This window comes from Campylobacter sp. P091 (genome assembly GCF_002138935.1).
Classification (GTDB): domain Bacteria; phylum Campylobacterota; class Campylobacteria; order Campylobacterales; family Campylobacteraceae; genus Campylobacter; species Campylobacter devanensis.
In genome coordinates, this window is record NZ_MJKZ01000004.1 from 92,905 (window position 1) to 116,923 (window position 24,019).

21 protein-coding genes, 1 other RNA gene and 1 pseudogene are annotated in these 24,019 nt (G+C 33.0%); 9 read left to right on the top strand and 14 right to left on the bottom strand.

Annotated features, from left to right (window positions below; translation table 11 throughout):
* The first annotated feature begins 5 nt into the window (after nucleotides 1-5).
* Together CIGNP91_RS05345 and CIGNP91_RS08830 are read left to right on the top strand one after the other, a co-directional pair.
* Complete coding sequence (locus CIGNP91_RS05345) at nucleotides 6-2,384, top strand: ribonucleoside-diphosphate reductase subunit alpha (RefSeq protein WP_086253635.1); 2,379 nt, start codon at nucleotides 6-8, stop codon at nucleotides 2,382-2,384.
* 230 nt (nucleotides 2,385-2,614) lie between these two features.
* Nucleotides 2,615-2,977 carry a hypothetical protein gene (locus CIGNP91_RS08830; protein WP_272889779.1) on the top strand — a complete coding sequence of 121 codons (363 nt, stop codon included), beginning with the start codon at nucleotides 2,615-2,617 and terminating at the stop codon, nucleotides 2,975-2,977.
* Between the two features lie 134 nt (nucleotides 2,978-3,111).
* Here CIGNP91_RS08830 and ruvC read toward each other — a convergent pair whose 3' ends face one another.
* Nucleotides 3,112-3,588 (bottom strand): crossover junction endodeoxyribonuclease RuvC, encoded by a 477-nt coding sequence (gene ruvC, locus CIGNP91_RS05355; RefSeq protein ID WP_086225245.1) that lies wholly within the window; start codon nucleotides 3,586-3,588, stop codon nucleotides 3,112-3,114.
* Between the two features lie 121 nt (nucleotides 3,589-3,709).
* On the opposite strand from ruvC, the gene dnaA reads away from it, so the two are divergent.
* From dnaA to CIGNP91_RS05380, 5 genes and pseudogenes are all read left to right on the top strand, one after another.
* A complete protein-coding gene (gene dnaA / locus CIGNP91_RS05360) occupies nucleotides 3,710-5,020 on the top strand; it encodes a chromosomal replication initiator protein DnaA (protein WP_086253593.1) in 1,311 nt (436 codons plus the stop codon).
* 133 nt (nucleotides 5,021-5,153) lie between these two features.
* A complete protein-coding gene (gene dnaN, locus CIGNP91_RS05365) occupies nucleotides 5,154-6,224 on the top strand; it encodes a DNA polymerase III subunit beta (protein WP_086232619.1) in 1,071 nt (356 codons plus the stop codon).
* A gap of 8 nt (nucleotides 6,225-6,232) precedes the next feature.
* On the top strand, nucleotides 6,233-8,557 hold the full coding sequence (gene gyrB / locus CIGNP91_RS05370) for a DNA topoisomerase (ATP-hydrolyzing) subunit B (RefSeq protein ID WP_086253594.1): 2,325 nt from the start codon (nucleotides 6,233-6,235) through the stop codon (nucleotides 8,555-8,557).
* A gap of 8 nt (nucleotides 8,558-8,565) precedes the next feature.
* Nucleotides 8,566-9,009 carry a preQ(1) synthase gene (queF, locus tag CIGNP91_RS05375; RefSeq protein ID WP_086225241.1) on the top strand — a complete coding sequence of 148 codons (444 nt, stop codon included), beginning with the start codon at nucleotides 8,566-8,568 and terminating at the stop codon, nucleotides 9,007-9,009.
* A pseudogene (locus CIGNP91_RS05380) lies at nucleotides 9,009-10,208 on the top strand (HD domain-containing protein); the annotation flags it as partial. The gene queF and the pseudogene CIGNP91_RS05380, both read left to right, overlap by 1 nt.
* An 18-nt stretch (nucleotides 10,209-10,226) precedes the next feature.
* On the opposite strand, the gene ffs reads toward CIGNP91_RS05380, so the two are convergent.
* Nucleotides 10,227-10,324, bottom strand: an RNA gene (ffs, locus tag CIGNP91_RS05385) — signal recognition particle sRNA small type.
* Nucleotides 10,325-10,370: 46 nt separating this feature from the next.
* Here ffs and CIGNP91_RS05390 point away from each other — a divergent pair.
* A complete protein-coding gene (locus CIGNP91_RS05390; protein ID WP_086225240.1) occupies nucleotides 10,371-10,799 on the top strand; it encodes a hypothetical protein in 429 nt (142 codons plus the stop codon).
* Nucleotides 10,800-10,947: 148 nt separating this feature from the next.
* Here the strand turns inward: CIGNP91_RS05390 and CIGNP91_RS05395 are convergent, their stop codons facing one another.
* The 12 genes from CIGNP91_RS05395 to CIGNP91_RS05450 form a co-directional block, all read right to left on the bottom strand.
* Nucleotides 10,948-12,012: an ATP-binding protein gene (locus CIGNP91_RS05395; protein WP_086253595.1), complete on the bottom strand. Its 1,065-nt coding sequence runs from the start codon at nucleotides 12,010-12,012 to the stop codon at nucleotides 10,948-10,950.
* Nucleotides 12,009-12,578: a ribonuclease HII gene (locus tag CIGNP91_RS05400; protein WP_086253596.1), complete on the bottom strand. Its 570-nt coding sequence runs from the start codon at nucleotides 12,576-12,578 to the stop codon at nucleotides 12,009-12,011. Before CIGNP91_RS05400 ends, CIGNP91_RS05395 begins: the two co-directional genes overlap by 4 nt.
* Nucleotides 12,571-13,542: a DUF475 domain-containing protein gene (locus tag CIGNP91_RS05405; RefSeq protein WP_086253597.1), complete on the bottom strand. Its 972-nt coding sequence runs from the start codon at nucleotides 13,540-13,542 to the stop codon at nucleotides 12,571-12,573. The genes CIGNP91_RS05400 and CIGNP91_RS05405 overlap by 8 nt, the downstream gene beginning before the upstream one ends.
* On the bottom strand, nucleotides 13,539-13,970 hold the full coding sequence (locus tag CIGNP91_RS05410; RefSeq protein WP_086253598.1) for a nuclease-related domain-containing protein: 432 nt from the start codon (nucleotides 13,968-13,970) through the stop codon (nucleotides 13,539-13,541). The genes CIGNP91_RS05405 and CIGNP91_RS05410 overlap by 4 nt, the downstream gene beginning before the upstream one ends.
* Nucleotides 13,971-14,066: 96 nt before the next feature.
* Nucleotides 14,067-14,777: an AMIN domain-containing protein gene (locus CIGNP91_RS05415; protein ID WP_086225235.1), complete on the bottom strand. Its 711-nt coding sequence runs from the start codon at nucleotides 14,775-14,777 to the stop codon at nucleotides 14,067-14,069.
* Between the two features lie 7 nt (nucleotides 14,778-14,784).
* Complete coding sequence (locus CIGNP91_RS05420) at nucleotides 14,785-15,054, bottom strand: hypothetical protein (RefSeq protein WP_086243300.1); 270 nt, start codon at nucleotides 15,052-15,054, stop codon at nucleotides 14,785-14,787.
* Nucleotides 15,051-16,301 (bottom strand): phosphopyruvate hydratase, encoded by a 1,251-nt coding sequence (gene eno / locus CIGNP91_RS05425; RefSeq protein ID WP_086235503.1) that lies wholly within the window; start codon nucleotides 16,299-16,301, stop codon nucleotides 15,051-15,053. Before eno ends, CIGNP91_RS05420 begins: the two co-directional genes overlap by 4 nt.
* Entirely contained in the window at nucleotides 16,301-17,335 is a 1,035-nt protein-coding gene (gene recA, locus CIGNP91_RS05430) for a recombinase RecA (RefSeq protein ID WP_086225985.1), read from the bottom strand. Before recA ends, eno begins: the two co-directional genes overlap by 1 nt.
* 190 nt (nucleotides 17,336-17,525) lie before the next feature.
* Nucleotides 17,526-18,590 (bottom strand): glycosyltransferase family 4 protein, encoded by a 1,065-nt coding sequence (locus tag CIGNP91_RS05435; protein WP_086253636.1) that lies wholly within the window; start codon nucleotides 18,588-18,590, stop codon nucleotides 17,526-17,528.
* Nucleotides 18,587-20,125 (bottom strand): glycosyltransferase family 2 protein, encoded by a 1,539-nt coding sequence (locus tag CIGNP91_RS05440; RefSeq protein ID WP_086253599.1) that lies wholly within the window; start codon nucleotides 20,123-20,125, stop codon nucleotides 18,587-18,589. The genes CIGNP91_RS05435 and CIGNP91_RS05440 overlap by 4 nt, the downstream gene beginning before the upstream one ends.
* An 8-nt stretch (nucleotides 20,126-20,133) precedes the next feature.
* Nucleotides 20,134-20,748 carry a dephospho-CoA kinase gene (gene coaE, locus CIGNP91_RS05445; protein WP_086225230.1) on the bottom strand — a complete coding sequence of 205 codons (615 nt, stop codon included), beginning with the start codon at nucleotides 20,746-20,748 and terminating at the stop codon, nucleotides 20,134-20,136.
* Entirely contained in the window at nucleotides 20,741-21,103 is a 363-nt protein-coding gene (locus tag CIGNP91_RS05450) for a RidA family protein (protein WP_086253600.1), read from the bottom strand. The genes coaE and CIGNP91_RS05450 overlap by 8 nt, the downstream gene beginning before the upstream one ends.
* 92 nt (nucleotides 21,104-21,195) lie before the next feature.
* Here CIGNP91_RS05450 and CIGNP91_RS05455 point away from each other — a divergent pair, with 92 nt between their 5' ends.
* Nucleotides 21,196-24,006 carry an FAD-binding and (Fe-S)-binding domain-containing protein gene (locus tag CIGNP91_RS05455; protein ID WP_086253601.1) on the top strand — a complete coding sequence of 937 codons (2,811 nt, stop codon included), beginning with the start codon at nucleotides 21,196-21,198 and terminating at the stop codon, nucleotides 24,004-24,006.
* Nucleotides 24,007-24,019: the final 13 nt, after the last annotated feature.

The following is a 24,019-nucleotide window of genomic DNA, read 5'->3' on the forward strand; positions in this document are numbered from 1 at the left end:
ATAATATGAAAGTTATAAAAAGAAATGGCAGAACTGAAGAGTTAGATATATCTAAAATCAAAAAATACACAAGCGAAGCAGTAGCCGGACTAGATAATGTCAGTTTAAGCGAGCTTGAAGTTGATGCGAAAATTCAATTTCGTGATAATATCACAACTGAAGAGATCCAGCAAACTCTCATCAAAACCGCAGTTGATAAGATAGATATAGATCGCCCTAATTGGACCTTTGTCGCAGCTAGGCTATTTTTGTATGATTTGTATCACAAAGCAACTGGATTTAGCGGATATAATAGCCTTGAAGATTATCTAATCAAAGGTGAAAAAGAGGGTAGAATCTTGCTTGGTTTAAAAGAAAAATATGATCTTGATGATCTAAACAACTATATAAAACCAGAGCGAGATATGCAATTTACATATCTTGGGATTAAAACTCTATATGATAGATATCTTATAAAAGACAAAAATGGAAAACCTATAGAGCTACCTCAGCAGATGTTTATGGCGATCGCTATGTTTTTGGCTCAAAATGAGCTAGATTCTCAAGGTTGGGCAAAAAAATTTTACGATATCATAAGCAAATTTGAAGTAATGCTAGCAACTCCAACTCTCTCAAATGCTAGAACCACAAGGCACCAACTATCAAGCTGCTATGTTGGGAGTACTCCTGATAATATCGAAGGAATTTTTGATAGTTATAAAGAGATGGCTTTGCTCTCTAAATTTGGTGGTGGTATCGGCTGGGATTGGTGTAAAGTGCGTGCTATGGGCGGTAGCATTGATGGGCATAAAAACGCAGCTGGTGGGATAATACCATTTTTAAAAGTTACAAACGATATCGCAGTTGCAGTCGATCAGCTAGGCACTAGAAAAGGCGCAATAGCAGTTTATATCGAGCCTTGGCATATGGATGTAAGCGACTTTTTGGATCTTCGTAAAAACTCTGGCGAAGAGCGTCGCAGAGCTCATGAATTATTTCCGGCTTTGTGGATAAATGATCTTTTTATGAAAAGAGTGGAGAATAATGAGAGATGGACTCTATTTGATCCAGCTGATACGCCTGATCTTTGTGATCTATATGGCGATAAATTTGAAAAAAGATATCTAGAGTATGAAAATAACCAAGATATCGCTAAAAGCGTAATCCAAGCCAAAGAGTTATGGAAGAAAATTCTTACAAGCTATTTTGAGAGTGGTATGCCGTTTTTATGCTTTAAAGATAGCGCAAATAAGCTAAATCCAAATTCACACAAAGGCATAATTAGAAGTTCAAATTTATGCACTGAAATCTTCCAAAATACTGAGCCAAACTATTATCAAACTAAGGTAATTTACACAGATGGTAGCTATGATCTATTTGATGAAAATCTAGAAGTAACAGTTGATGGCGGATACACTAAAAAGGCTAAAAAAATTACCGCTTTAGATAGATTAAATAACAAAGATGTATTTATAGTAGAAAAAGGCTTAAAAGAGGGCAAAACCGCCGTTTGTAACCTAGCAAGTATAAATTTAAGCAAAATCAACACCCCTGAAGATATAGCAAGAGTTACGCCAATAGCCATTAGAATGCTAGATAATGTTATAGATCTAAATTTCTACCCACACGCTAAGGTTAAACACACAAATTTAGCTAGTCGCTCAATAGGCTTAGGTGTGATGGGAGAGGCTGAAATGCTAGCTACAAAGCAGATAAAATGGGGTAGCTACGAACACCTTGAAAAAATAGATGAAATAATGGAAAATATCAGCTACAATGCCATTTATGCTTCATCAAATTTAGCCGTAGAAAAGGGCGTTTATCCAGATTTTCCTGGCTCAAACTGGAGTAAGGGAATCTTCCCAATAGACCTAGCAAATCCAAACGCCAAAGCCCTTGTCAATCGTGGCGGAAGTCTATTTGATGAAGGTAGTTGCGATTGGGCTAAATTAAGAGAAAAAGTCAAAAAAGATGGTATAAGAAATGGCTATTTAATGGCCATAGCACCAACTTCTAGTATAAGCATATTAGTAGGGACAACTCAAACAATCGAGCCAGTATATAAACGAAAATGGTTTGAGCAAAATCTAAGCGGTATGACCCCTTGCGTAGTCCCAAATTTGAGCCCTGAAACTTGGCAATACTACACTCCAGCTTATGAGCTAGACCAAAGAGTCCTTATCAAAGCAGGAGCAATCCGCCAAAAATGGATAGATCAAGGTCAAAGTCTAAATATATTTATGAGTTTAGATAAAGCTAGTGGAAAATATCTTAGCGATATATATATACTTGCTTGGAGCTTAGGTGTGAAATCTACATACTATCTAAGAAGCGAAAGCCCAGACTCAAGCCACTTGGATAATAAACCAGTTGATCGTAGCATAGAGTGCGAAGGGTGTCAATAAATTTAATTCATAGCTAAGATCTATTCTAGCTATGAATCTTTTTAATTCTATTTAATAAGAATTATCTTATCAAATCAAAATACATTAAAACGAGCAATGCACTCACGCCATTTAAATATGATTGTAATTGGCGGTGCTATTGGAACAGGACTTTTTGTTACTAGTGGCAATACTATTTTGCTACAGCTGGATCTGGTGGAGCGCTTTTAGCTTATGCGTTAATAGGCTTTATGATCTATTTATTAATGCAAAGTCTAGGAAAATTAGCTACATATATGCCTGTAGCTGGAAGTTTTCATGAGTATGGAAGTAGATTTATTAGTTCATCTTTTGGATTTGCTATTGGATGGAATTACTGGTTTAACTGGGATATTACAGTTACTGCTGGAGAGGCTAAAGATCCAAACAGGAGTATTCCAAAAGCTATAAATGCAATATTTTTGAGAATTTTGCTATTTTATATATTTGTTATTTTTATCATTGGTACGCTTTTACCTTTTACAGATCCAAATTTGCTCAAACTTGAGCCAATTTTAGCACTTATAATGTGTATAATTGTAATAATTGGGCAAAATTATGAAGCCTTAATATAAAGTAGAGATTTTGTCACACTTCTTACTAGCTATATTGGATTGTGGCTATTTTTGCTTATTTGGGCTGGGTATAAACTTATAACTAAAAGTAAAGCTATTGATCAACTTCAAGCCGATATAAAACGCTATAATTACTAAGATTTTATATTAAAACTATGAGTTAAAGCTATTGCTATTGCATCTGTAATATCAAGTGGCTTTATCTCTTTAGTTATTCCTAGCATCTTTTTTACCATAAATGAAACCTGTTCTTTTGTCGCTTTTCCTTTGCCTGTTACAGCTTTTTTGATTTGAAGCGGAGTATATTCACTAAATTCACCATGAATTTGCAAAATTTTAAGCATTAAAGCTCCACGAAATTGTGCAAGCTTTAAAACTGTTTTTGGATTATAAGCAAAAAATATATCTTCGATTGCTACTGCATCAATTTTATGTGCTTTAAATATTAGATCTAAACCTTCACAAAGCTGAGTAATTTGAAATTGTAAATCGTCTTGTTTTATTTTAATAAGTCCAGCCTCAACCAGTGATTTTCTATTGCCAAATTTCTGAATTATCGCATAGCCGCAATTGCGAGTACCAGGGTCTATTCCTAAGATTTTCACATATATCCTTTTAAGTTATTCACATTATTCACATCTTTAGTGAATTTAATTTATAATAATATCATAATAAGTCATTTTTAATTAAATTTTTAGTAAAATATTAGCCAATAAATTTAAAGGGAAAATATTGCTAGGCACAAAAGCGCTTGAAATTTTGGGTCAAGAGATCTCCAAAAGCGAGATGGATAATTACATTTTACGGATTAAATTTAGCGAAAAGGGTTCAAATTCTCAAAGAGTTATTTTTATCGCTCCTAATGAGCTTATAGCTAGATTTATCCAAACAAAATATGCTAACAAACTAGCTAATATCTACGAAGTTCACACAGGTATAAAGCCTGAGGTTTTAATCACAACCCAAAAGGCAAATTTAAGTATAAAATCAAAAGATGTAAATGTAAAAGAAATTAGAAGTCAAAGTTCACTATTAAATCCTAGCTATACATTTGATAACTTCGTTGTTGGTGATTCCAATCAATTTGCATTTATTAGTTCAAAACAAGTTGCAAGCAATCCAGGAAAAGCATATAATCCGCTATTTATCTATGGTTCAACCGGCCTTGGTAAAACCCATCTTTTACAATCAATTGGTAATGAGTGCTTAGAACATGGCAAAACGGTTATTTGTATTACAAGTGAGCAATTCACTAGTGATTTTATACGAAATCTAGAAAACCGAACTATGAATAAATTTAAAGAAAAATATCGTAATTGTGATGTTTTACTAATTGATGATGTGCAGTTTTTTCACAAATCAGAAAAAACACAAGAAGAATTTTTTCACACCTTTAATGAAATTCACGCTAAAAAAGGTCAAATAGTAATGACCTCAGACAAACCTCCAAAAATGTTAAAAGATTTTGAAGAGCGTCTAAAAAGTCGATTTGAATGGGGATTAATGGCTGATATTACGCCGCCTGAACTTGATACTAAAATCAGAATTATTAAAACAAAATGTGAATTTGATAAAATAGAACTAAGTGATGATATAATAGAGTATATCGCTTCAAATATGGGTGATAATATTAGAGAAATCGAAAGCGCAATTATAAATATTAACGCTTTTGCAAATATTATGCGTCAAGATATCACACTTGAATTTGCCAAAAATGTGATAAAAGATCAGATAAAAGAGAAAAAAGAAGCTATAAGTCTAGAAAATATAATAAAAGATGTAGCACATGAAATGAATATTAAACCAAGTGACATAAAAAGTAAAAATCGTACTAAAAATATCGTAGAAGCTCGTAGAATTTGTATATATCTAGCCAAAACTCTCACTCCAAACTCTATGCCTCAGCTTGCATCACACTTTGGATTAAAAGATCATAGCGCAGTTAGTCACAATATTAAAAAAATTAATAATCTAATGGAAAACGATAGCTATTTTAAAGCTAAATTAGAAGAGTTAAAAAATAAAATATTATCAAAGGAATAGTGAATATGTGTGAAAATTCCCTTAAAAGTTTTTCAATAAAATTTACCCGATTTTGCGGTGTTTTGTGTAGTTATTCACAAAATCAACAAACCAACTAAAAAGAAAAAATAAATTTAAAAAATAAAGGCAAAAAATGAAAGTTTTAATCAAAAAGAATATTTTAGAATCAATTATCATAAATACAAACCCTTATCTTGATAAAAAAGATCTTAGTTCAATAACATCTCACATATTCATAAATGCAAAAGATTCAATTCTAACAATTAAAGCTACAGATAATGAAATTGGTCTAAGTTATAAAGCCTCAAATGTAAATATAATTGAAGATGGAATAGCCACTGCAAATGGTAAAAAACTTCTTGATATCATAAAAAGCCTTAAAGATGGTGAAGTTATCTTAGAAACAATCCAAAACCACCTATATATAAAACAAAATAACTCAAAATATCGCCTACCTATGCAAAAAGCCGATGATTTCCCAGATTTCCCAACAATAGAAAATAAAAAAAGATTTAATATAAACGCAGCTAACCTAAGCAAAAGCCTTAAAAAAATCACAAATTCAATAGAAAATACAAATTCAAAAATAGAATTAACAGGTGCTTTAATCGATATAAAAAACAATAATATAAATTTAGTTGGTACTGACACCAAAAGACTTAGCGTTTATACCCTTAATATAGACTCACAAAGCGAACCATTTAGCATAATAATCCCTAAAAAAGCTATAGTAGAAATCCAAAAAATATTCTATGAAAATATAGAAATTTACTATGATGAAAATATATTTATAGCAATTAGCCAAAATTTTGAATTCTTTACAAAACTGATAAATGGTCGCTATCCAGACTATGAAAGAGTAATCCCAAAAGAGAGTAAAATCAATATAAATTTAAATCGTGAAAAGATGATAGAAGGTATCAAAACAATCTCAATGCTATCTGAAATTATAAAAATCACAATAAATAAAGAAAACATAACATTTGAGAGTATAAATAACGATAATAGCGAAGCAAAAACAGTAATTGAGCAAAATTTTGATATAGAAGACAACATTATATTAGGTGTGAAAAATAGATTTATTCTTGATTTCTTATCAAGCATTGAAGATAGTGAATTTACCTTATCATATAATGATGTAGGACTTCCATTTGTGCTTAGCTCTGAAGAGTTAAAAACAGTTATAATGCCTATAAATATTTAAGGATTAAAATGGAAAATTTAGAACAAAAAAAATACGCCGCTGGAAGTATCAAGGTTTTAAAAGGTCTTGAAGCTGTAAGAACACGCCCTGGAATGTATATAGGTGATACAAATATAAATGGCCTTCACCATATGATCTATGAAGTAGTAGATAACTCCATAGATGAGTCAATGGCAGGATATTGCGATACTATCGATATTGAGCTTACAAATGAAGGTTCAGCCATAATTACAGATAATGGTAGAGGAATTCCAGTAGATATCCATCCAACTGAGAATATTTCAGCTGCGACTGTGGTTTTAACAGTGCTTCATGCGGGTGGTAAATTCGATAAAGATACATATAAAGTATCAGGCGGACTTCATGGGGTTGGTGTTTCTGTTGTTAATGCATTATCTAAAAAATTGGTTTTGAATATAAAAAGAGATGGAAAACTTCATCGCCAAGAATTTGCCGAAGGCATACCACAAAGTGATTTAGAAGTTATCAAAACTACTAATAAAACTGGAACTAGCATAGAGTTTTGGCCTGATGATACTATCTTTGAAATAACTAAATTTGATAGAGAAATTTTAACTAAAAGATTTAAAGAGTTAGCCTATTTAAATCCTAAAATCACTATAAATTTCAAAGACCAAAGAGATGGATTTAAAGAGAGTTATCACTTTGAAGGTGGGCTTGAGAGCTTTGTAACTGATATGAATAAAAGCAACCCAGTAAGCAAAGCTGTGAGCTTTAGCGGTGGCGAAGAAGATGTTATAGTCGATTTTGCTCTACTTTATAATGAGACATATAGTGAGAATTTACTAAGCTTTGTAAATAATATCAAAACCCCTGATGGTGGGACTCACGAAGCTGGATTTAGAGCAGGGCTTACTAGAGCTATTACAAATTATATAACAGCAAACGCTAATGCTCGTGAAAAAGATACCAAAATCACTGGAGATGATATAAGAGAGGGACTTATAGCTGTTGTAAGTGTCAAAGTCCCAGAACCACAATTTGAGGGCCAAACCAAAGGCAAACTCGGCTCAAGCTATGTCAAACCAATAGTCCAAAAGATAACTTTTGAAGTGCTTTGTAAATATTTTGAAGAAAATCCAAACGAAGCAAAAGCTATCATGAATAAAGCTCTTTTAGCAGCTCGTGGTAGAGAAGCAGCCAAAAAAGCTAGAGATTTAACACGCAAAAAAGATAATTTAAATAGCGTTGGGACACTGCCTGGTAAATTAGCCGATTGCCAAAGCAAAGACCCAAGCGAGAGTGAAATTTATCTTGTTGAGGGTGATTCTGCTGGTGGTTCAGCAAAGCAAGGCAGAGATAGAGTATTTCAAGCTATTTTACCGCTTCGTGGTAAAATTTTAAATGTAGAAAAGAGCAGACTTGATAAAATTTTAAAATCCGAAGAGATAAAAAATATGATAACCGCATTTGGTTGTGGTATTGGGGATGAGTTTGATGCTAGTAAATTAAGATATCATAAAATCATTATTATGACAGATGCTGATGTCGATGGAAGCCATATCCAGACTCTACTTCTTACATTTTTCTTTAGATTTCTTACGCCAATTATAGAAAATGGAAATGTCTATTTAGCCCAGCCGCCACTTTATAGATACAAAAAAGGCAAAAAAGAAATTTATCTAAAAGATGAAAAAGCCTTAAATGAATTCTTAATAGAAACAGGAATTGAAAATGAAGATTTTGAAGGTATCGGCAATAATGATTTGATCGATTATTTAAAGTTAATTAGCGCTTATAGAAGTGTTTTAAATGAGCTTAAAAAGCGTTTTAATCTATTAAGTGCAATTAGATATATGATAGAAAATCCAGATATCATCGGCAAAGATTTTAAAGAGTTATTTGAGATTATAAAAACAGAGCTTGAAACTCAAAATTATAATATCTTAAATTCATATGTCAATGAAGATGAGATTAGAATTTATGTCCAAACTCCAAATGGCCTTGAAGAGTTGATTATCAATGATACTTTATTTGTTAATCCTTTATATATTGAGGCTGTCCATATATATTCTAAGATGAGAGAGCGTGATATTGACCTTAATGGCGATCCATTGGAAGTATTAGAAAATATAGAAAAAAATGCTAAAAAAGGTGCTTATATCCAGCGTTATAAAGGTCTAGGTGAGATGAATCCAGATCAATTATGGGAAACTACCATGAATCCAGAAAATCGCCGTTTGTTAAAGATAGATGTCAAAGATATGCAAAGCGCTAGTGATGTATTTGAGCTATTTATGGGTGATGAGGTTGAGCCAAGAAGAGAGTATATCCAAGCTCACGCTAAAGATGTTAAGCACTTAGATGTTTAAGGATAGATATGGAAAATTTAAAATATGGTGAAAAGATTATAGCTGAATTTGATATAGATAAAGATTTTGAGATATGGCCAAATAGTGCTAATAAAGATTATGCGATCAAAATCACTCTACCAGAGTTTGCTTGCTTTTGTCCAAGGAGTGGCTATCCCGATTTTGCTACAATTTATCTAACCTATGTCCCTGATAAATTTGTAGTAGAGTTAAAGGCTCTAAAATTATATATTAATAGCTTTTTAAATCGCCATATAAGTCATGAATCTAGTATAAATGAAATTTACGATACTCTAGATAATAAGCTAAAACCAAAATATCTAAGAGTTGTTGGTGATTTTAATCCAAGGGGCAATGTCCATACGATTATAGAAGTTGATAGCAATATGATAAAAGAGCAAAAATACGATACAAGCTCTATAGTATTTGAAAATACTAGGAAATTTAACTAATGATAAATCCAAAACTTATTGAACATATTTTCAAAGCAGCCAATATATCAAGGTGGAATGACTATCCTAAGATGGTTGAGCTATCAGAGCTAGATAAACAAGCTCATAAATTTATAATAGCATATTTCATCGCAAAGCTTGAAAATGATGTAGATATGCGTTATATAATAGAAGGTGGGGTTTTTGAGTTTTTAAGTAGAGTTGTGGTAACTGATATTCGCCCAGATGTCTTTCACCATATCCAAAAAACCAAAGCTAGTGAGATAAATAACTGGGTTTTGACAAATTTAGAACCATTAATAGAAGATATCGAAGATGGTAAATTTTTAGATAGATTTAAGAGTTATTTAGAAGATAAAGGCCACAAAAAAGAGAGATTGATTTTAAAAGCCGCTAGTTATCTAGCTACTAAGTGGGAATTTAGCATTGTATATCAAACTAGTAAATTTTTAAATGATATCGATGAATTAAAGCAAAAAGTAGATGAAGAGCTAGAAGATTATTATGAATTAATCGGCGTTAGAAAGATCGCTATGAACCAAAAATTAGCTCGCATAGTCGATCTAAGTGGAAGATTAAGATTTCAAAAGCGTTGGGCGCAGACGAACCGCATTCCAGAAACAGCAGTTTTAGGTCATATGCTAGTTGTAGCGATATTTGGCTATTTTTATTCAATCAAAGTTGGAGCAAATTCAAAACGATTAGAAAATAACTTTTATTGTGCTTTATTTCATGATCTGCCTGAGAGCCTAACTCGTGATATTATAAGCCCTGTTAAATATGGTATTGATGGGTTAAATGAGATAATTAGCGATTATGAGATGAGATTAATCGAAGATAAAATTTTGCCATATATCCCACAAAGTTTTAGAGATGAATTTAGCTATATTTTGGGTGTTAGAAGCGATGATGGAGTCTTTAAAAAAGATGAATTTGAAAATAGAATTTGTCGCACAACTCCACAACCATATCACGGAAGTATGAGTAATGTCAATGATGATGAGTATAATAGTATTGATGGCAAGGCTTTGAAATATTGTGATAGATTAGCTGCTTTTGTCGAGGCTGGACTCTCTATAAGCTATGGTGTTAAAAGCAAGGATTTAGTAAGAGGATTTCAAAACATAAGAGCTAAATTCAAAAAAAGCCCAAAGATTGAAGGGGTGGATTTTGATAAAATTTGTAGAGATTTTATGAAAGATTTAGATATAGAAAACCTCTCCCCAGATGACTGCGGCACACACCTATAAAAAGTGCTCTGCTATGTTCCCATCCTGAAGCGGTGCTTTTTAAAAGCATTGCACAGGTCTAAGGAAAGGCGGATGAAATTATATCTATATTTTACTTAAAATAGGATTATGATGAGTTATAAATTACATTTTTTATCTATTTTTCGTGAGCTTTTTGTTCCGCATTATCGATCACTAGAGTTTAGAGCCAAGATTTTTACCGCTATGTTAATTGCTAAAAATAGTATTTTAGATAGTGATTATCAAGAGGTTGAAGAGATAGCAAAAGATATATATGGTGATGATAAAAAGCGAATCCACATCCTAGTCCAAACGGTTAAAGAGTATGTAGAAAAGGCCACTCAAGGCTCTAAATTGAATTTAGATATATTACTAAAAGATATAGATTATGAATTAAAAATGATAAAAAGATATGTCAAAAAGATTGATTTTGCGCATTTGCGTCGTTTGATGGTTAATAGTGATGAGATAGATGCACATTTTCAACAACAAGTTTATGAGTTTTTTTTAAATGAAGTTAAAATTTATTCACATAGTTAATTAGTTTATATTATATTGCAAATGATATATCTAAATAAAATGGCTCTTTTTGATTTTGTCTTTTAGTTTATTTTCTATTTTTGTTTTTTCTGCTGTGATTTTTATTGTTTCTTTTTCTAAAGTATCAAACATTACATTAAGCGTGAAACTAATTAAGCCCTACAGCCCACTGCCAAAATGGCATTACATTATATGTGATTTTTTCAAATTTAGCTATTTGACTTTGTGAATTTGAGATTATATCTACTTTTTTTAAACCTAGATCATTACAATGATTGCTTAGTTTTTTAGCTTTTAATATTGCAAGTTCAGATGGCAAAAATGGCAAAATCAAAATCCCATAACTCATATCAGGAATGATAAAATCAATTTGATTGCTATACTTTATCTCTTTTTTTAGCTTTAAAAGTTCGCAAAATACCATGTTTGCTATTGTTGCTTTGGGATCTTTGTGTAGACTTAGAGCTGATTTTAGAGCAAAATTGCTAAAATATACCCGTTTTAAAGCGATATTATCGTTGATATTTGAAATAGTTTTTATAAGATTTTGATCTTCTAAATCGGTTATATTTTTATAAAGTTTGTCTTTGCTAAGTTTCATATGAGTTTTTAGAGTTTTGTAAATCTTAAATGAATTTAACGGTTGATGTATAAAATTTGCGATATTTGCTAATATCTTACTATTTAGATCTCCTTTTGATGCTTTTATATGCTTTTGCAAAAATGCCGTAGTTTCAAATTCGCTTAAAAATGGACTAAAAGCCAAATTCCCACGAATCAAAAAGTGGCTAAAAAGCGTTCTAGCTTCATAATTTTTACGATAAAATAGTATAAACTCTTCATAATCCAGTCCGAGTATTTCAAGTTGATTTAATCCATCTATATGCAAAGAATTTAGATCAGTAGAGATGATAATATTATCACAAATAGGCAGTTCTATTTTGGATTTTAGATTGTCAATTGCTAAGGCTTTGATATTTTTGGCCTTGATAAACTCATTTAAGTTATTAAGTTCTATACCAAAACTTCTTATATCATCTAAGTCTATATATAAAAAATTATCAAATTTACTTAAATGATTTAAAATTAATGAGCTTTTGCCACTTCCATTGGCTCCTTTTAGTAGAATTTTAGAGCCTTCTATGCGTATTTTTCGCTCTAAAAACTCTCTTGATTTTGGCGGGTTTTGATATAAATTTTCTAAAATATTCAAATTTCATCCCCAAATAGCGAAGCCTCAAGTGCTTTTGGTTTAAAACTTTGTCTAGTTAATTCATTTGGGCCATATTTTTGTAGTGCTTCTATATGAGCTTTAACTCCATAGCCTTTATGTTTTGAGTAGCCAAAGTATGGATAAAAGCTATCAAAACGGCACATTTGCAAATCTCTACTAACTTTAGCAATTATACTAGCAGCGCTAACTTGTGGAATTTTAGCATCAGCTTTAATAATTGTCTCAATCCCATCAATACCATAATTACAGTTTCCATCATAGATGATTTGATGTTCTCTAAAGTGAAATTTAATCACCCTTAAAGCTCGTCTTAGACAATTGCTAAGGCCGATTTCATCTATAATTTTATTGTTAAAATATATGGTTACAAATTCACATTGTTGGATTAATCTTGTATATATTTGTTCTCTTTTTTTAGGGGTTAGCTTTTTAGAATCGGTTAAATTTAACTTACTTAAATCGCTATTAAAAGCACATCCACATACAACTAGCTCACCAGCTAAAGCGCCTCTACCAGCTTCATCAACACCGCAAATTTTAGTCAATATTTCTCCTTTTCAACACTGAGTGAATAAGTGCTAAGGCGATAAATAGCATACTAGCTGTGCCAGTTATAATCTCACTAACTTCGTAAAAAATTTTAATAAACATTATCACTGCTAGAGCTAAAATCGCATAGTGAGCGCCATGTTCAAGATAGATAAAACTCTCAAGTATCTTTTTACGAACCATATAGATAGTTAGACTTCTTACAAACATAGCTCCAATACCAAGCCCAATCATAATAATAAAAATATCTTGACTCATTGCAAAAGCTCCAATAACCCCATCAAAGCTAAAGCTAGCATCTAAAACTTCAAGATATAAAAAACCCATTATCCCGCTTTTAATTCCACTTGTACTAAATATCTCATCAAACATTCCTAGCCCTAAATGCAGCACTATAGCACTAAAATATGCGATGGCATAGGTAGAATTTTGGGTTAGCATAATTAGGATTATTCCAGCTAAAATAGCAATAAAAAGAGTTATATTTTGAGATTTTGAAAGGGTTTTAATTAAATGATTATCCTCTAAAAGTCTAATCCATTTTGTCTCTTTTTCTTCAAAAAAGAATGATAAAAATACCATTAGTAAAAATCCGCTACCAAAGATATAAATTTGATTTTTATTACTATGTAGAGCGTGATGATACTCATCTGGATTATTTAGTGCTAAATTTAGCGTCTGTAGCATCCCCATATCAGAAGCAATTGATACAATAAGAATTGGAAATAAAAATCTCATTCCAAAGACAGCAATAGGAATTCCATAGATGATAAATCGCCTTTGCCATACTTGAGACATATGACGTAAAATTCTAGCATTTACCACAGCATTATCAAAGCTTAAGCTAACTTCAAGAATAATTAGTAAAATACAGATATAAACAGCAACAAATCCACCTAAAAAATATGCTGCTACTAGACCTAAGATTGTTAAAATAAATGATGAATAGAAGTATTTCATGATTTAGAAAATAGCCTAGAAACTGCTAACTCACTAGCTGTAGATTTCAAATTTTCTTTAGCATCACTTTTGCTGATATTTGGAAAAATCGCACGCATCTCTACATTAATTGGTGTATGATTAAAGTTTTCATTAAGCACAGAAAGAATTATATTTTTGTATTTACTAGCTTGATTAAATGGCGAATTATTCTTATCAATATTGTCTAAAGATTTCCAGTTTTTAACCTCTATTATATAAATTCCAAGCATTGGGTGAATAAGTAAAATATCAATTTCGTAAATTATATTGGCATTTTGAAATTTAGCTTTTGGTATTAGGTAGTAGTTTTCATTGCTATGTTGTAAGATTGATATTAAAGATTTAATTACTATCTCTTCGTCTTTTAGATATTTAGCTAGAAATTTTTCTATATTAATAATCCCCATACTGCTCCTTTGAGTAAGTTATAATTAAAGAATTTAAATCTCAAATTAGATCTGAATTTAGTTTACCGCATACTCAAATGCCCCAAAGGGGCTAGATTATCTAAGTGTTAGCGTATATCCATTGCCGCTTTGTCGGATAGCGTAGTGATAGTTACCATCTAGGGATAAAACCACTCTATAATAATCCTTATGAGCCCCGATTGTAGCTTTTTTTAGTGGGCCTTTTTGAACCTTTATACTTTGAGTTGAAAACTCGCTACCTCTTTTAAAATCCATAACTATTTTATCAGGTTTATTAATGATAAAGTCTCTAAACATCTGATCTTTTGTGATTATTTCAATTTTAGAAGCAAATATATCAAATTTGATAAAATCCATAAATGCTATACTTTTTAGCGGTGGTTCTATTTTTGGTAGGACACTAAGCGGTTTTGGTGTAGCTTGTTTGGCTACTGCTTGTTTAGTCTGTTCATTTGTGGTAGTTACTGAGACATCTAAAGATGGAGTAGTCTCGCTACTTACTGGTGGCTGAGATAAGATAATTATATCATCGTGCCAATCAAAACTAGCATTAATATCAATACTTTTTTGTTTTATGCTACCATCTACTGATTTATAACTAAATGTTGCTGTGACAATCTCTCTAGCATCGCTTGGAAATTTAGCTACAACTCTATTTAATTTTGGCGGGTTTTCACTAATATTAGTTGAATCTAGTGTAGTAACATTAATATCATCTGGGGTAAATGGATTTTCTCTAGCTACGAGTGCTAAAACGCAGCTTGATATTAAAATAATCTTTTTCATTTTTTACTCACTTGTAACTATCTGGATCGAGTCCGATTAGCTCGAAATACTCTTTTTGTAGAGCTGAATTTAACTCTTGGTATTTTTTTACCTCGTTACTTAGGGCAGATTTTTGCTCTTTTAAATCATATAAAACACTAGCTGAGCGACTCCCAAAGAATACATTCCCTACATATATTGCAAATAGTATAGTAACAAATATTAGCAGTGAATATGCGATAATTTTTCTGATGGAGCTAGATTTTTTACTCTCTAGCTCAGCTAGGATAGGGTTCAAATTTTATCGCCTAGATATTCGCTAGTTTCGCACTCGATTTCTAGTAAGCGATTGTATTTAGCATTTCTTTCGCTTCTACTAGTTGCGCCAGTTTTAATTTCGCCAGTATTTAAGGCTACTGCAAAATCAGCAATAAAACTATCTTCGCTTTCACCACTTCTATGACTCATAATACAGCGATAGCCATTTCTTTGTGCTAGTCTTACTGTTTGCATAGTTTGGCTTACTGTGCCTATTTGATTTGGCTTGATTAATACAGCGTTTGCGATACCTTTTTGAATTCCCTCTTTTAGGATTTTTTCATTTGTTACAAATAGATCATCGCCTACTAATTGAACCTTGCTACCTAGTTTATCAGTTAGGATTTTCCAGCCAGCCCAGTCATCTTCGCTTAGGCCATCTTCGATTGAGAAGATTGGATATTTTTCACATAATGCGGCGTATTTATCTACCATTTGTTCACTTGTAAATTCCTTGCCTTCAAGTTTATAAACCTTACCATCATAAAGTTCGCTAGCAGCAACATCTAAAGCTAGTTTAATCTGCTCGTTTGGTTTATATCCAGCTTTTATAATAGCTTGCATAATTAGTTCAAGTGGTTCTTCATTATCTTTTAAATTTGGAGCAAATCCACCCTCATCACCTACTGCAGTACTATGTCCAGCATCATTTAGTAGTTTTTTAAGTGTTTGATAAATTTCAGCTGCAGCACGAAGCGCATCGCTAAATTTATCAAAACCAAATGGCATAATCATAAACTCTTGAAAATCAACGCTATTATTAGCATGCGCCCCACCGTTTATAATATTAAACATCGGAACTGGTAAAATAGTAGCATTTGCTCCACCAAGATATCTATATAATGGAAGTTTGCGTGAATTTGCTGCTGCTCTAGCTACTGCCATAGATACACCAAGAGCTGCGTTAGCACCGATTTTGCTAAAATTTTCAGTACCATCTAGGGCAATTAACGCATCATCAATTGCTTTTTGATTTAAAGCATCTTTACCACATAACTCTTCAGCTATCATTGAATTTACATTTTTAATAGCTTTTAAAACGCCTTTACCACCAAATGCATCACCACCATCTCTAAGTTCTAAAGCCTCTCTTTTACCTGTGCTTGCACCGCTTGGGACGATTGCTGAACCGGTACTACCATCACATAGCGTTACAAATGCTTTGATTGTTGGATTTCCACGACTATCTAAAACTTCAATTGCTCTTACATCTTTAATTACTGGCATTACTCTTCCTCACTTTCATTCTCATCATCACCGCTACTCATCATGCTATCACCTATATTTTCACGGATTTTAGCTGTTATCTCATCAGCTATATTTAAATTCTCTTTTAAAAACGCTTTTGCATTCTCTCTACCTTGACCTAGTTTTGTGCTTTCATAGCTAAACCAGGCGCCGCTTTTATCGATTATATCAAGTTTTACACCATAATCTATAATTTCACCTTCTTTACTAATTCCTTCGCCAAACATTATATCAAATTCAGTCACTCTAAATGGTGGAGCAACCTTATTTTTAACCACTTTAACCTTAACTCTATTTCCAATTGGCTCTTCACTTTGTTTTAATGTGGCGACTTTTCTTACATCTAAGCGGACTGAAGCGTAGAATTTAAGTGCATTACCACCTGTTGTAGTCTCTGGAGTACCATATCCCATAGCGCCGATTTTCATACGAATTTGGTTGATAAAGACAACTGTGGTTCCCATTTTATGGACGACACCAGTAAGTTTTCTTAGGGCTTGACTCATTAGTCTTGCTTGAAGTCCTACATGCTGGTCTCCCATATCGCCTTCTATTTCGCTTTTTGGTGTTAGAGCTGCGACACTATCTACTATGATTAGATCTACTGCACCACTTCTAGCTAGAGTCTCAACAATATCAAGCGCTTGTTCACCAAAATCTGGCTGAGAGATGTAAAGATTATCAGTATCTATGCCTAGATTTTTAGCATATTTAACATCTAATGCGTGTTCTGCATCGACAAAGGCACAAACTCCACCATTTTTTTGACATTCAGCAATTAGATGAAGAGTCAGAGTTGTCTTACCGCTACTTTCAGGACCGTAAATTTCGATGATTCTACCACGAGGAATACCACCTATGCCAAGTGCAATATCAAGTCCGATTGATCCAGTTCCAATAGCATCAATTGGCTCAATTTCCTTATCGCCAAGCCTAAGAACAGTACCTTTACCAAAGGCTTTATCAATCTGTTTAAGGGCTAAATCAAGGCTTTTTTTCTTATTTTCGTCCATTATTTTCCTTGTTTTTTGGTTATGCAAATGCTGGTATTTTATCTTAAAAAAGCTAATATGCTAATAAAATTTACTAAATTTGAGATTTAAATTTTTATAAATTCAAGTTTTTGTGTAGTTTGTTTTCTTAATTATTATAAATCAACTTTTAGTATAATATATCACTAGTAGAAGAGTTGCTAACTCTAGGTTATTTTTTTAATCCCTTAAACAGCTTCATCCACTGCTTCATTACCACCTCTTTGCTAAATTTATTTTTGACTATCTCTTTGCTTTTTTCGCCCATTTTGGCTCTTAGATTCTCATCTTGCATTAATATTTTTAGTTTATTAGCATATTCATCTAGATTATTATCTTCTATCAAAAATCCGCTTTTTTCATCTTCTATTATATCGCTTGGGCCTGTGGCGATATCAAAGGCAATTGTTGGCAAGGCATAAGACTGAGCCTCTATAAGCACCATAGGAAGTCCTTCAAAGTGGCTTGCCATAGCATATATGCTAGCACTTAGATACTCACTCTCTACATCTTTAGTAAATGGTTTTAAGATTATAGAGTTAGATAAATTTAGATTTTCTATCTTGGTTTTTATCTGCTCTTTTAGATCGCCATCGCCTACAATGTGTAGCTTCCAATCATTAAATTCCCCACTATCTTGGATTAATTTCCATATATCGATTAAGCGCAAAAAGCCCTTTTGATTGGTTTTTTCTATGCGCCCCATTGAGAGCACAACTTTTTGAGAGTAATTGGTATTTAAATTTGGGATATTTGGGATGAAATTTGGGATTAAAAATATATTTTTATGATGGCTTTGCCAAAAGCCAATCTCTTTAGAGGCTATAAGTACTATAGAATCAAAATAGTTATATCTAGCCAGGTAGCGTCCTTTTGAATTTATGTGGATGATTTTTAGATGTTTTGTATTTTTATTTTTAAATAGCGGAAAATGCGGTGAGTTATTGAAAATCACAAAATCCTTATCTTTAAAATCACGCTTTAAGATATAGCTCTCAATAAATTTATAAAAGATTTTATAGAAGAAATTTTTACGCTTATCGTCAAAAGATTTATCGTGTAAATATCTTAATTTCACTCTACTATCAAGCTCAAAAGCTTCATTTATTCCGCCTTTATAAAAGCTTAAAATCTCCACATCTAGCCCAGAGGCCGCATAAGCATTTGCTAGATTAGTTACAACTCTTTCAGCACCGCCTTTTATAGTGATATCGCCTATTGTTAGCAATACTTTTATCGCCATTTGACTCTCTTTTCTTTGATGGTGTTTAGGTAAATTTGGTGGTTTGATTCTAGCATTTTTCTGCTGTTTTCAGCGTGATAAAGATGATACGCAATCCCTGAAAATTTAAGCCTTCTAAGCTCTCCACCACTAAACAAAAATCTCGCCACAAACTCAGAATCCTCCCTACCCCAGCCAATGAAATTCTCATTAAATCCGCCGATCTCATCGCAATCAATTTTATAAAAGCTCATATTACAACCTCTAATTCCTTTGATAAAATCTCGCTTTTTAAAGAAATTTGCTTCTATGCCTGAGTTTTTGTAGATGAGTTTTGAGAGTATGGAATTTCGCTTGGATTTAAGAGTTTTAAACTCACTCGCATACCCTCCCCCATTTATCAATAAATCAGTTTGACTCTTATCCAAAACCACTCTTGAGCCTTGTAAAAACTGCTTTTGCTTGGCAAATTTAAGATGATCTAAAATAAAATTTCTATCTAAAACCATATCGCCATCAATGATTATGATATACTCGCTAGTTGCGATATTTATAGCTTTATTGCGAATTTGGCTCAAGCGAAAGCCCTTATCTTCTTGCCAAACATGCTTTAACTCACAAGGGAAAATCGCCTTAAATTTCTCAATCAAATTCCTTGTAGCTACGCCACTTCCATCATCAGCGACCAAGACTTCATTTGGCAAATAATCTAAGTTTAAAATACTTTTTAAGACCTGCTCTAAATATTTTTCACTATTATAAGTGGTGATGATTAGGCTCACGCTTGGCATTTGGTGGTTTAACTCATAGAGTTTGGCATACTTAAAAAACGCCCCAAGAGCATTACAAAGGCTAATCACAAAGCCCTTATAACCATACAAAAATCCCTTTTTAAAGGCGTAATCACGGATGAATTTCCACACGCTATGTAGCACGGCTTTGCTGATATTGCTCCTTTTGGCTCTATTTTGTATCGCATAAAGGGTGGAGTATTTTTGCATCTTTTCTATAAGTGTGCTTATATCATCATAAGCGTAATGTCTTAATCCGTTTTTAAGTTTTATTATATTTAAATTTTTGGCTTCCAGGCTCTCATGGACGAAATTAGAATTAAATTTGGTTTGAGTTTTATTAAATAGCCTTAGGACATAGTCTGGATACCATCCACACGCCTTTATCCACTCGCCTTTATAGAGATTTTTTCTAGGTAGGGCGTAGATATTTTGGGGATTTAGATCTAAATTTGCTATCTCATCAAGAGCTTGAGATTCCAAAATCTCATCGCTATCAATGCTAAAAATCCAATCATTATTAGCGTAATTTATCGCTAAATTTTTAAGCGGCCCAAAACCGATAAATTCACTAGAATAAATTTTCAAATTATTAAATTTGGCCTTAAATTCATTAGCGATTTTTAAGGTATCATCGCTACTTTGATTATCAAGCAAGATAATCTCATCAAAGCTTTTTAAGGATTCTAAGCACTCTTTAATGGTATTTTGGGCGTTTTTGACTAGTATACAGACGCTAATCTTGGTACTAAGTTTCATATATTCCTCTAAATATTTAGGGTTTTGTATCTACTTTTTAGTGCCGATATGAACTTATCAATTTGCAAATTTAGATGTTTCATATCTGAACTATTATCAATTACGAAATTAGCTAGACGGAGCTTCTCGTCGATTGATATTTGCGAATTTAATCTAGCCTTAGCCTCATTTAAACTAATCCCATCTCGTAGCATTATGCGTTCTAAACAGATTGGCTCAAGTGCATAAACCACACAAACACTCTCAAACTCATTATAAGCTGGCGCACTCTCAAAATATAAAGGTAGATCAACTAAATATGGTTTTTCTTTCTCTTCAAGTTCGCTAGCACTATCAAAAATTTGTTTTCTAATAAGTGGATGGAGCATATTCTCAAGCCTTTTTTTAGCATTCTCATCGCTAAAAACTAGCTTACCAAGGCGCTTTCTATCAACCTTTTTATCACTTATAAATTCATTGCCAAATTCATTAGCGACTCTCTCCCAGCACTCATCTAAAAGCTCATGTGCAATCTCATCAGCATCAATCACGCTAAAGCCATAAACTCTAAGTAGATTTACAACTGTGCTTTTGCCACTACCAATAACCCCAGTAATTACTATAGCATTTTTAAATTTACTCAATGGAAGCTATGACCTCTACTTCTACTTTTACACCCTTTGGCAATTCTTTTACTGCTACAGCACTTCTAGCTGGATATGGCTCACTGAAAAACTCAGCATAAATTTCATTCATTTGAGCAAATTCAGATATATCAGTTAAAAATACAACTGTTTTAACAATATTTTTATAGCTTAAATTTAGCTCTTCTAAGATCCCGCCTACATTTTTCAAAGCTTGGGTTGTTTGAGTTTTGATATCGCTTCCTACTACCTCTCCACTAGCTGGATCTAGAGGGATTTGACCACTACAATATACTAAATTTCCAACCACTCTATAAACGCTATATGGGCCAATTGCTTTTGGATAATTTGACATTTTATTTCCTTAAATGAAGTTTGGCTATATTAGCATAAAATAAGTTCAAATTTGCTAAAATCAGCCAAATTTTAGCTACAAAAGGATCTATTATGCAAGATTATGAAGGATTTTATAAGGCCGCTTTTAAGCTCTTTGATGGTAGAGTTTATAAAGATTATTTACGCCGATTTTGCTATGGTGTGGAGGCCTCTTGCTACTCATATATACCAAAGCTAGTTTTAATGCTAAAAAGCGAAAAAGAGATTATAAAGGCTTTTGAGCTATCTCGTAAATTTAACACTCCACTATGTTTTAGGGGTGCTGGGACTAGTCTAAGCGGTCAAAGCTCGTGCGATACGGTGCTAGTTTGTTTGGATTTTAGCTGGGATCATATGAAGGTTAGTAGAGATGCTAACTCTATAAATTTAGGTTGTGGGGTTATCGGCGAAAATGCCAATAAAGCCCTAAAACCGCTAGGCAAAAAGATCGGTCCCGATCCTGCTACTATCGCTGCGGCACAAATTGGCGGAATTGTCAATAACAATTCAAGCGGAATGTGCTGCGGAGTCAAGCAAAACTCATATAACACGCTAAAATCCATTAGAGTAATTTTAGGTGATGGAACTATCCTTGATAGCTCTGACGGCTTAAGTGTGGCTAGTTTTAGAAATAGCCATAAAGATTTAATAGAGCAAATTCTAAATTTACGCTCTCAAATCCTAGCTGATACTGAGCTTTGTGAGCTTATAAGGCGAAAATATAAGATCAAAAATACAACTGGCTATAGCATTAATGCCCTTTTGGATTATAGCGACCCAATTGATATTATCACTCATCTATTTATCGGTAGTGAGGGGACTTTAGGCTTTGTAAGTAGCGTAGAATTAGAGTGCGTGGATGATGAGAAATTCAAAGTTTGTGCGCTTTTGTTTTATGATGATATCTTAAAAGCGGCTAAGGTTGTGGAGATTTTGGCTAAATTTGAAAATGAGATTTCTAGTGCTGAAATAATGGATTATGGCTCACTTAAGGCCGCTTCTAAATTTAAAGGTGTGAGCGAGATTTTGCCTGATATTAAAGATGGTGAAGTCTGTATCTTGATCCAGAGCCAAAACAACTCTCAAGATAGATTAAATGAGCAAATTCAAAAGATAAAAGATGCGATCAAAGACTATCCAACTAGTCAAGAGATGAAATTTAGCTTTGATGAGAGTGAATTTGCTAATTGGTGGAAGATTAGAAAAGGGATATTTCCTATCGCTGCTACGGCTAAAAGGCCTGGAAGTAGCGTAATCACTGAAGATATATGCTTTGAGATAAAAGATCTTGGAGAAGGGATTAAAAGTCTTCAAGAGCTATTTAAAAAGCATGGATTTGAAGATAGCGCTATAATTTTTGGCCACGCATTAGCGGGTAATTTACACTTTATAATCACGCCTGATTTAAACCAAAATAGCGAATTTGAGAGTTTTGCGAATTTGGTTGAAGATATGTCTTTGATGGTTTCAAATTTTGGTGGAAGTATCAAGGCCGAACATGGCACTGGTAGGATGGTAGCGCCATTTGTAGAGCTAGAGTGGGGAGCAAAAGCTTATGCCATAAATAGAAAAATCAAAGAGATTTTTGACCCACACACTCTAATAAATCCCGATGTAATCATCACAGATGACAAAGAGATATACAAGAAAAATATCAAGCAATCAGCCATTATAGGAAATGAATTTGATGATTGTGTGGAGTGTGGATTTTGTGAGAAAAACTGCCCATCTAATAAGCTAACTCTAAGCCCACGCCAAAGAATAGCCCTAAAGCGAGAGATGCAAAGACTAGGGGCTTTAAGTGATAAAGCTAGTAAAAAGCTATTAAAAGAGCTAAAAGATGGAGCCAAATACTTCTTAAATGAGAGTTGCGCAGCCTGTTCTATGTGCGAAGAGTTATGTCCTGTAGGTATAAATACAGCAAACCTAGCCCTAAACGAACGCAAAGTAAATGCTAGTGATTTTAGCAAAAAAACTGCTGAGTTGGCTAAAGCAAACTTCTCTTTAGCTCTAAATGGAGCCAAATTTGCCCTATCAGCTGCAAATTTACTAAACTCAAATTCAATTCGCAAACTCTCTTTTAAAGCTAATTTAGCTATAAAAACTCCGGTTCTTAAAGAGTATCTGCCAAGAAAAAATAGCTATAAACTGCGTGATAAAAATTATGGATTTAATGAAAGTGTGGTATATTTTTCAAGCTGTCTAAATAGAGCCTTTGCCCCAAATCAAAATCTAAATGACAAACGCCCTATCCAAGAGGTATTTGAGTCTTTGTGTAAAAAAGCTAAGATAAATGTGATATATCCGCAGCAAATCAGCGATATGTGTTGTGGGAAAGTTTTTACCAATTATCCAGATACAAAAGAGCTAAATAGAGCTAAAAATATAGATATTTTAAGAGAGGCTACAAACGAGGGTAAATATCCTGTGGTGATAGATCACGGCGCTTGCTCTTATGAGCTGATAAAATCGCTTAAAGATAGATTTGAAATTTATGATTTGAGCGAGTATTTACTTAAATTTATCTCTACAAGACTTTCTATTGTCCCAATAAATGACTCAATAGGACTATACACAATGTGTGCTAGTAAAAAACTTGGACTTGAAAATACTATGATGAGTTTAGCTAAGCTTTGCACTAAAGGGCAAGTTATAGTCCATAGCGATACTGCATGTTGCGGTTTTGCTGGGTATAAAGGGTTTTTTACTCCGCAATTAAACATACACGCTACAAAGAAATTCAAAAGATTTTACCAAAATAGCGCAGTCAATATCGGTTTTAGCAACTCTAGCACCTGTGAAATCGGGCTAAGCGAGGCAAGTGGATTTAGCTGGCAGCATATTGCCTATTTGCTAGATAGCGTTAGCATTAGCCAAAAATAAGTTCAAATAGTGT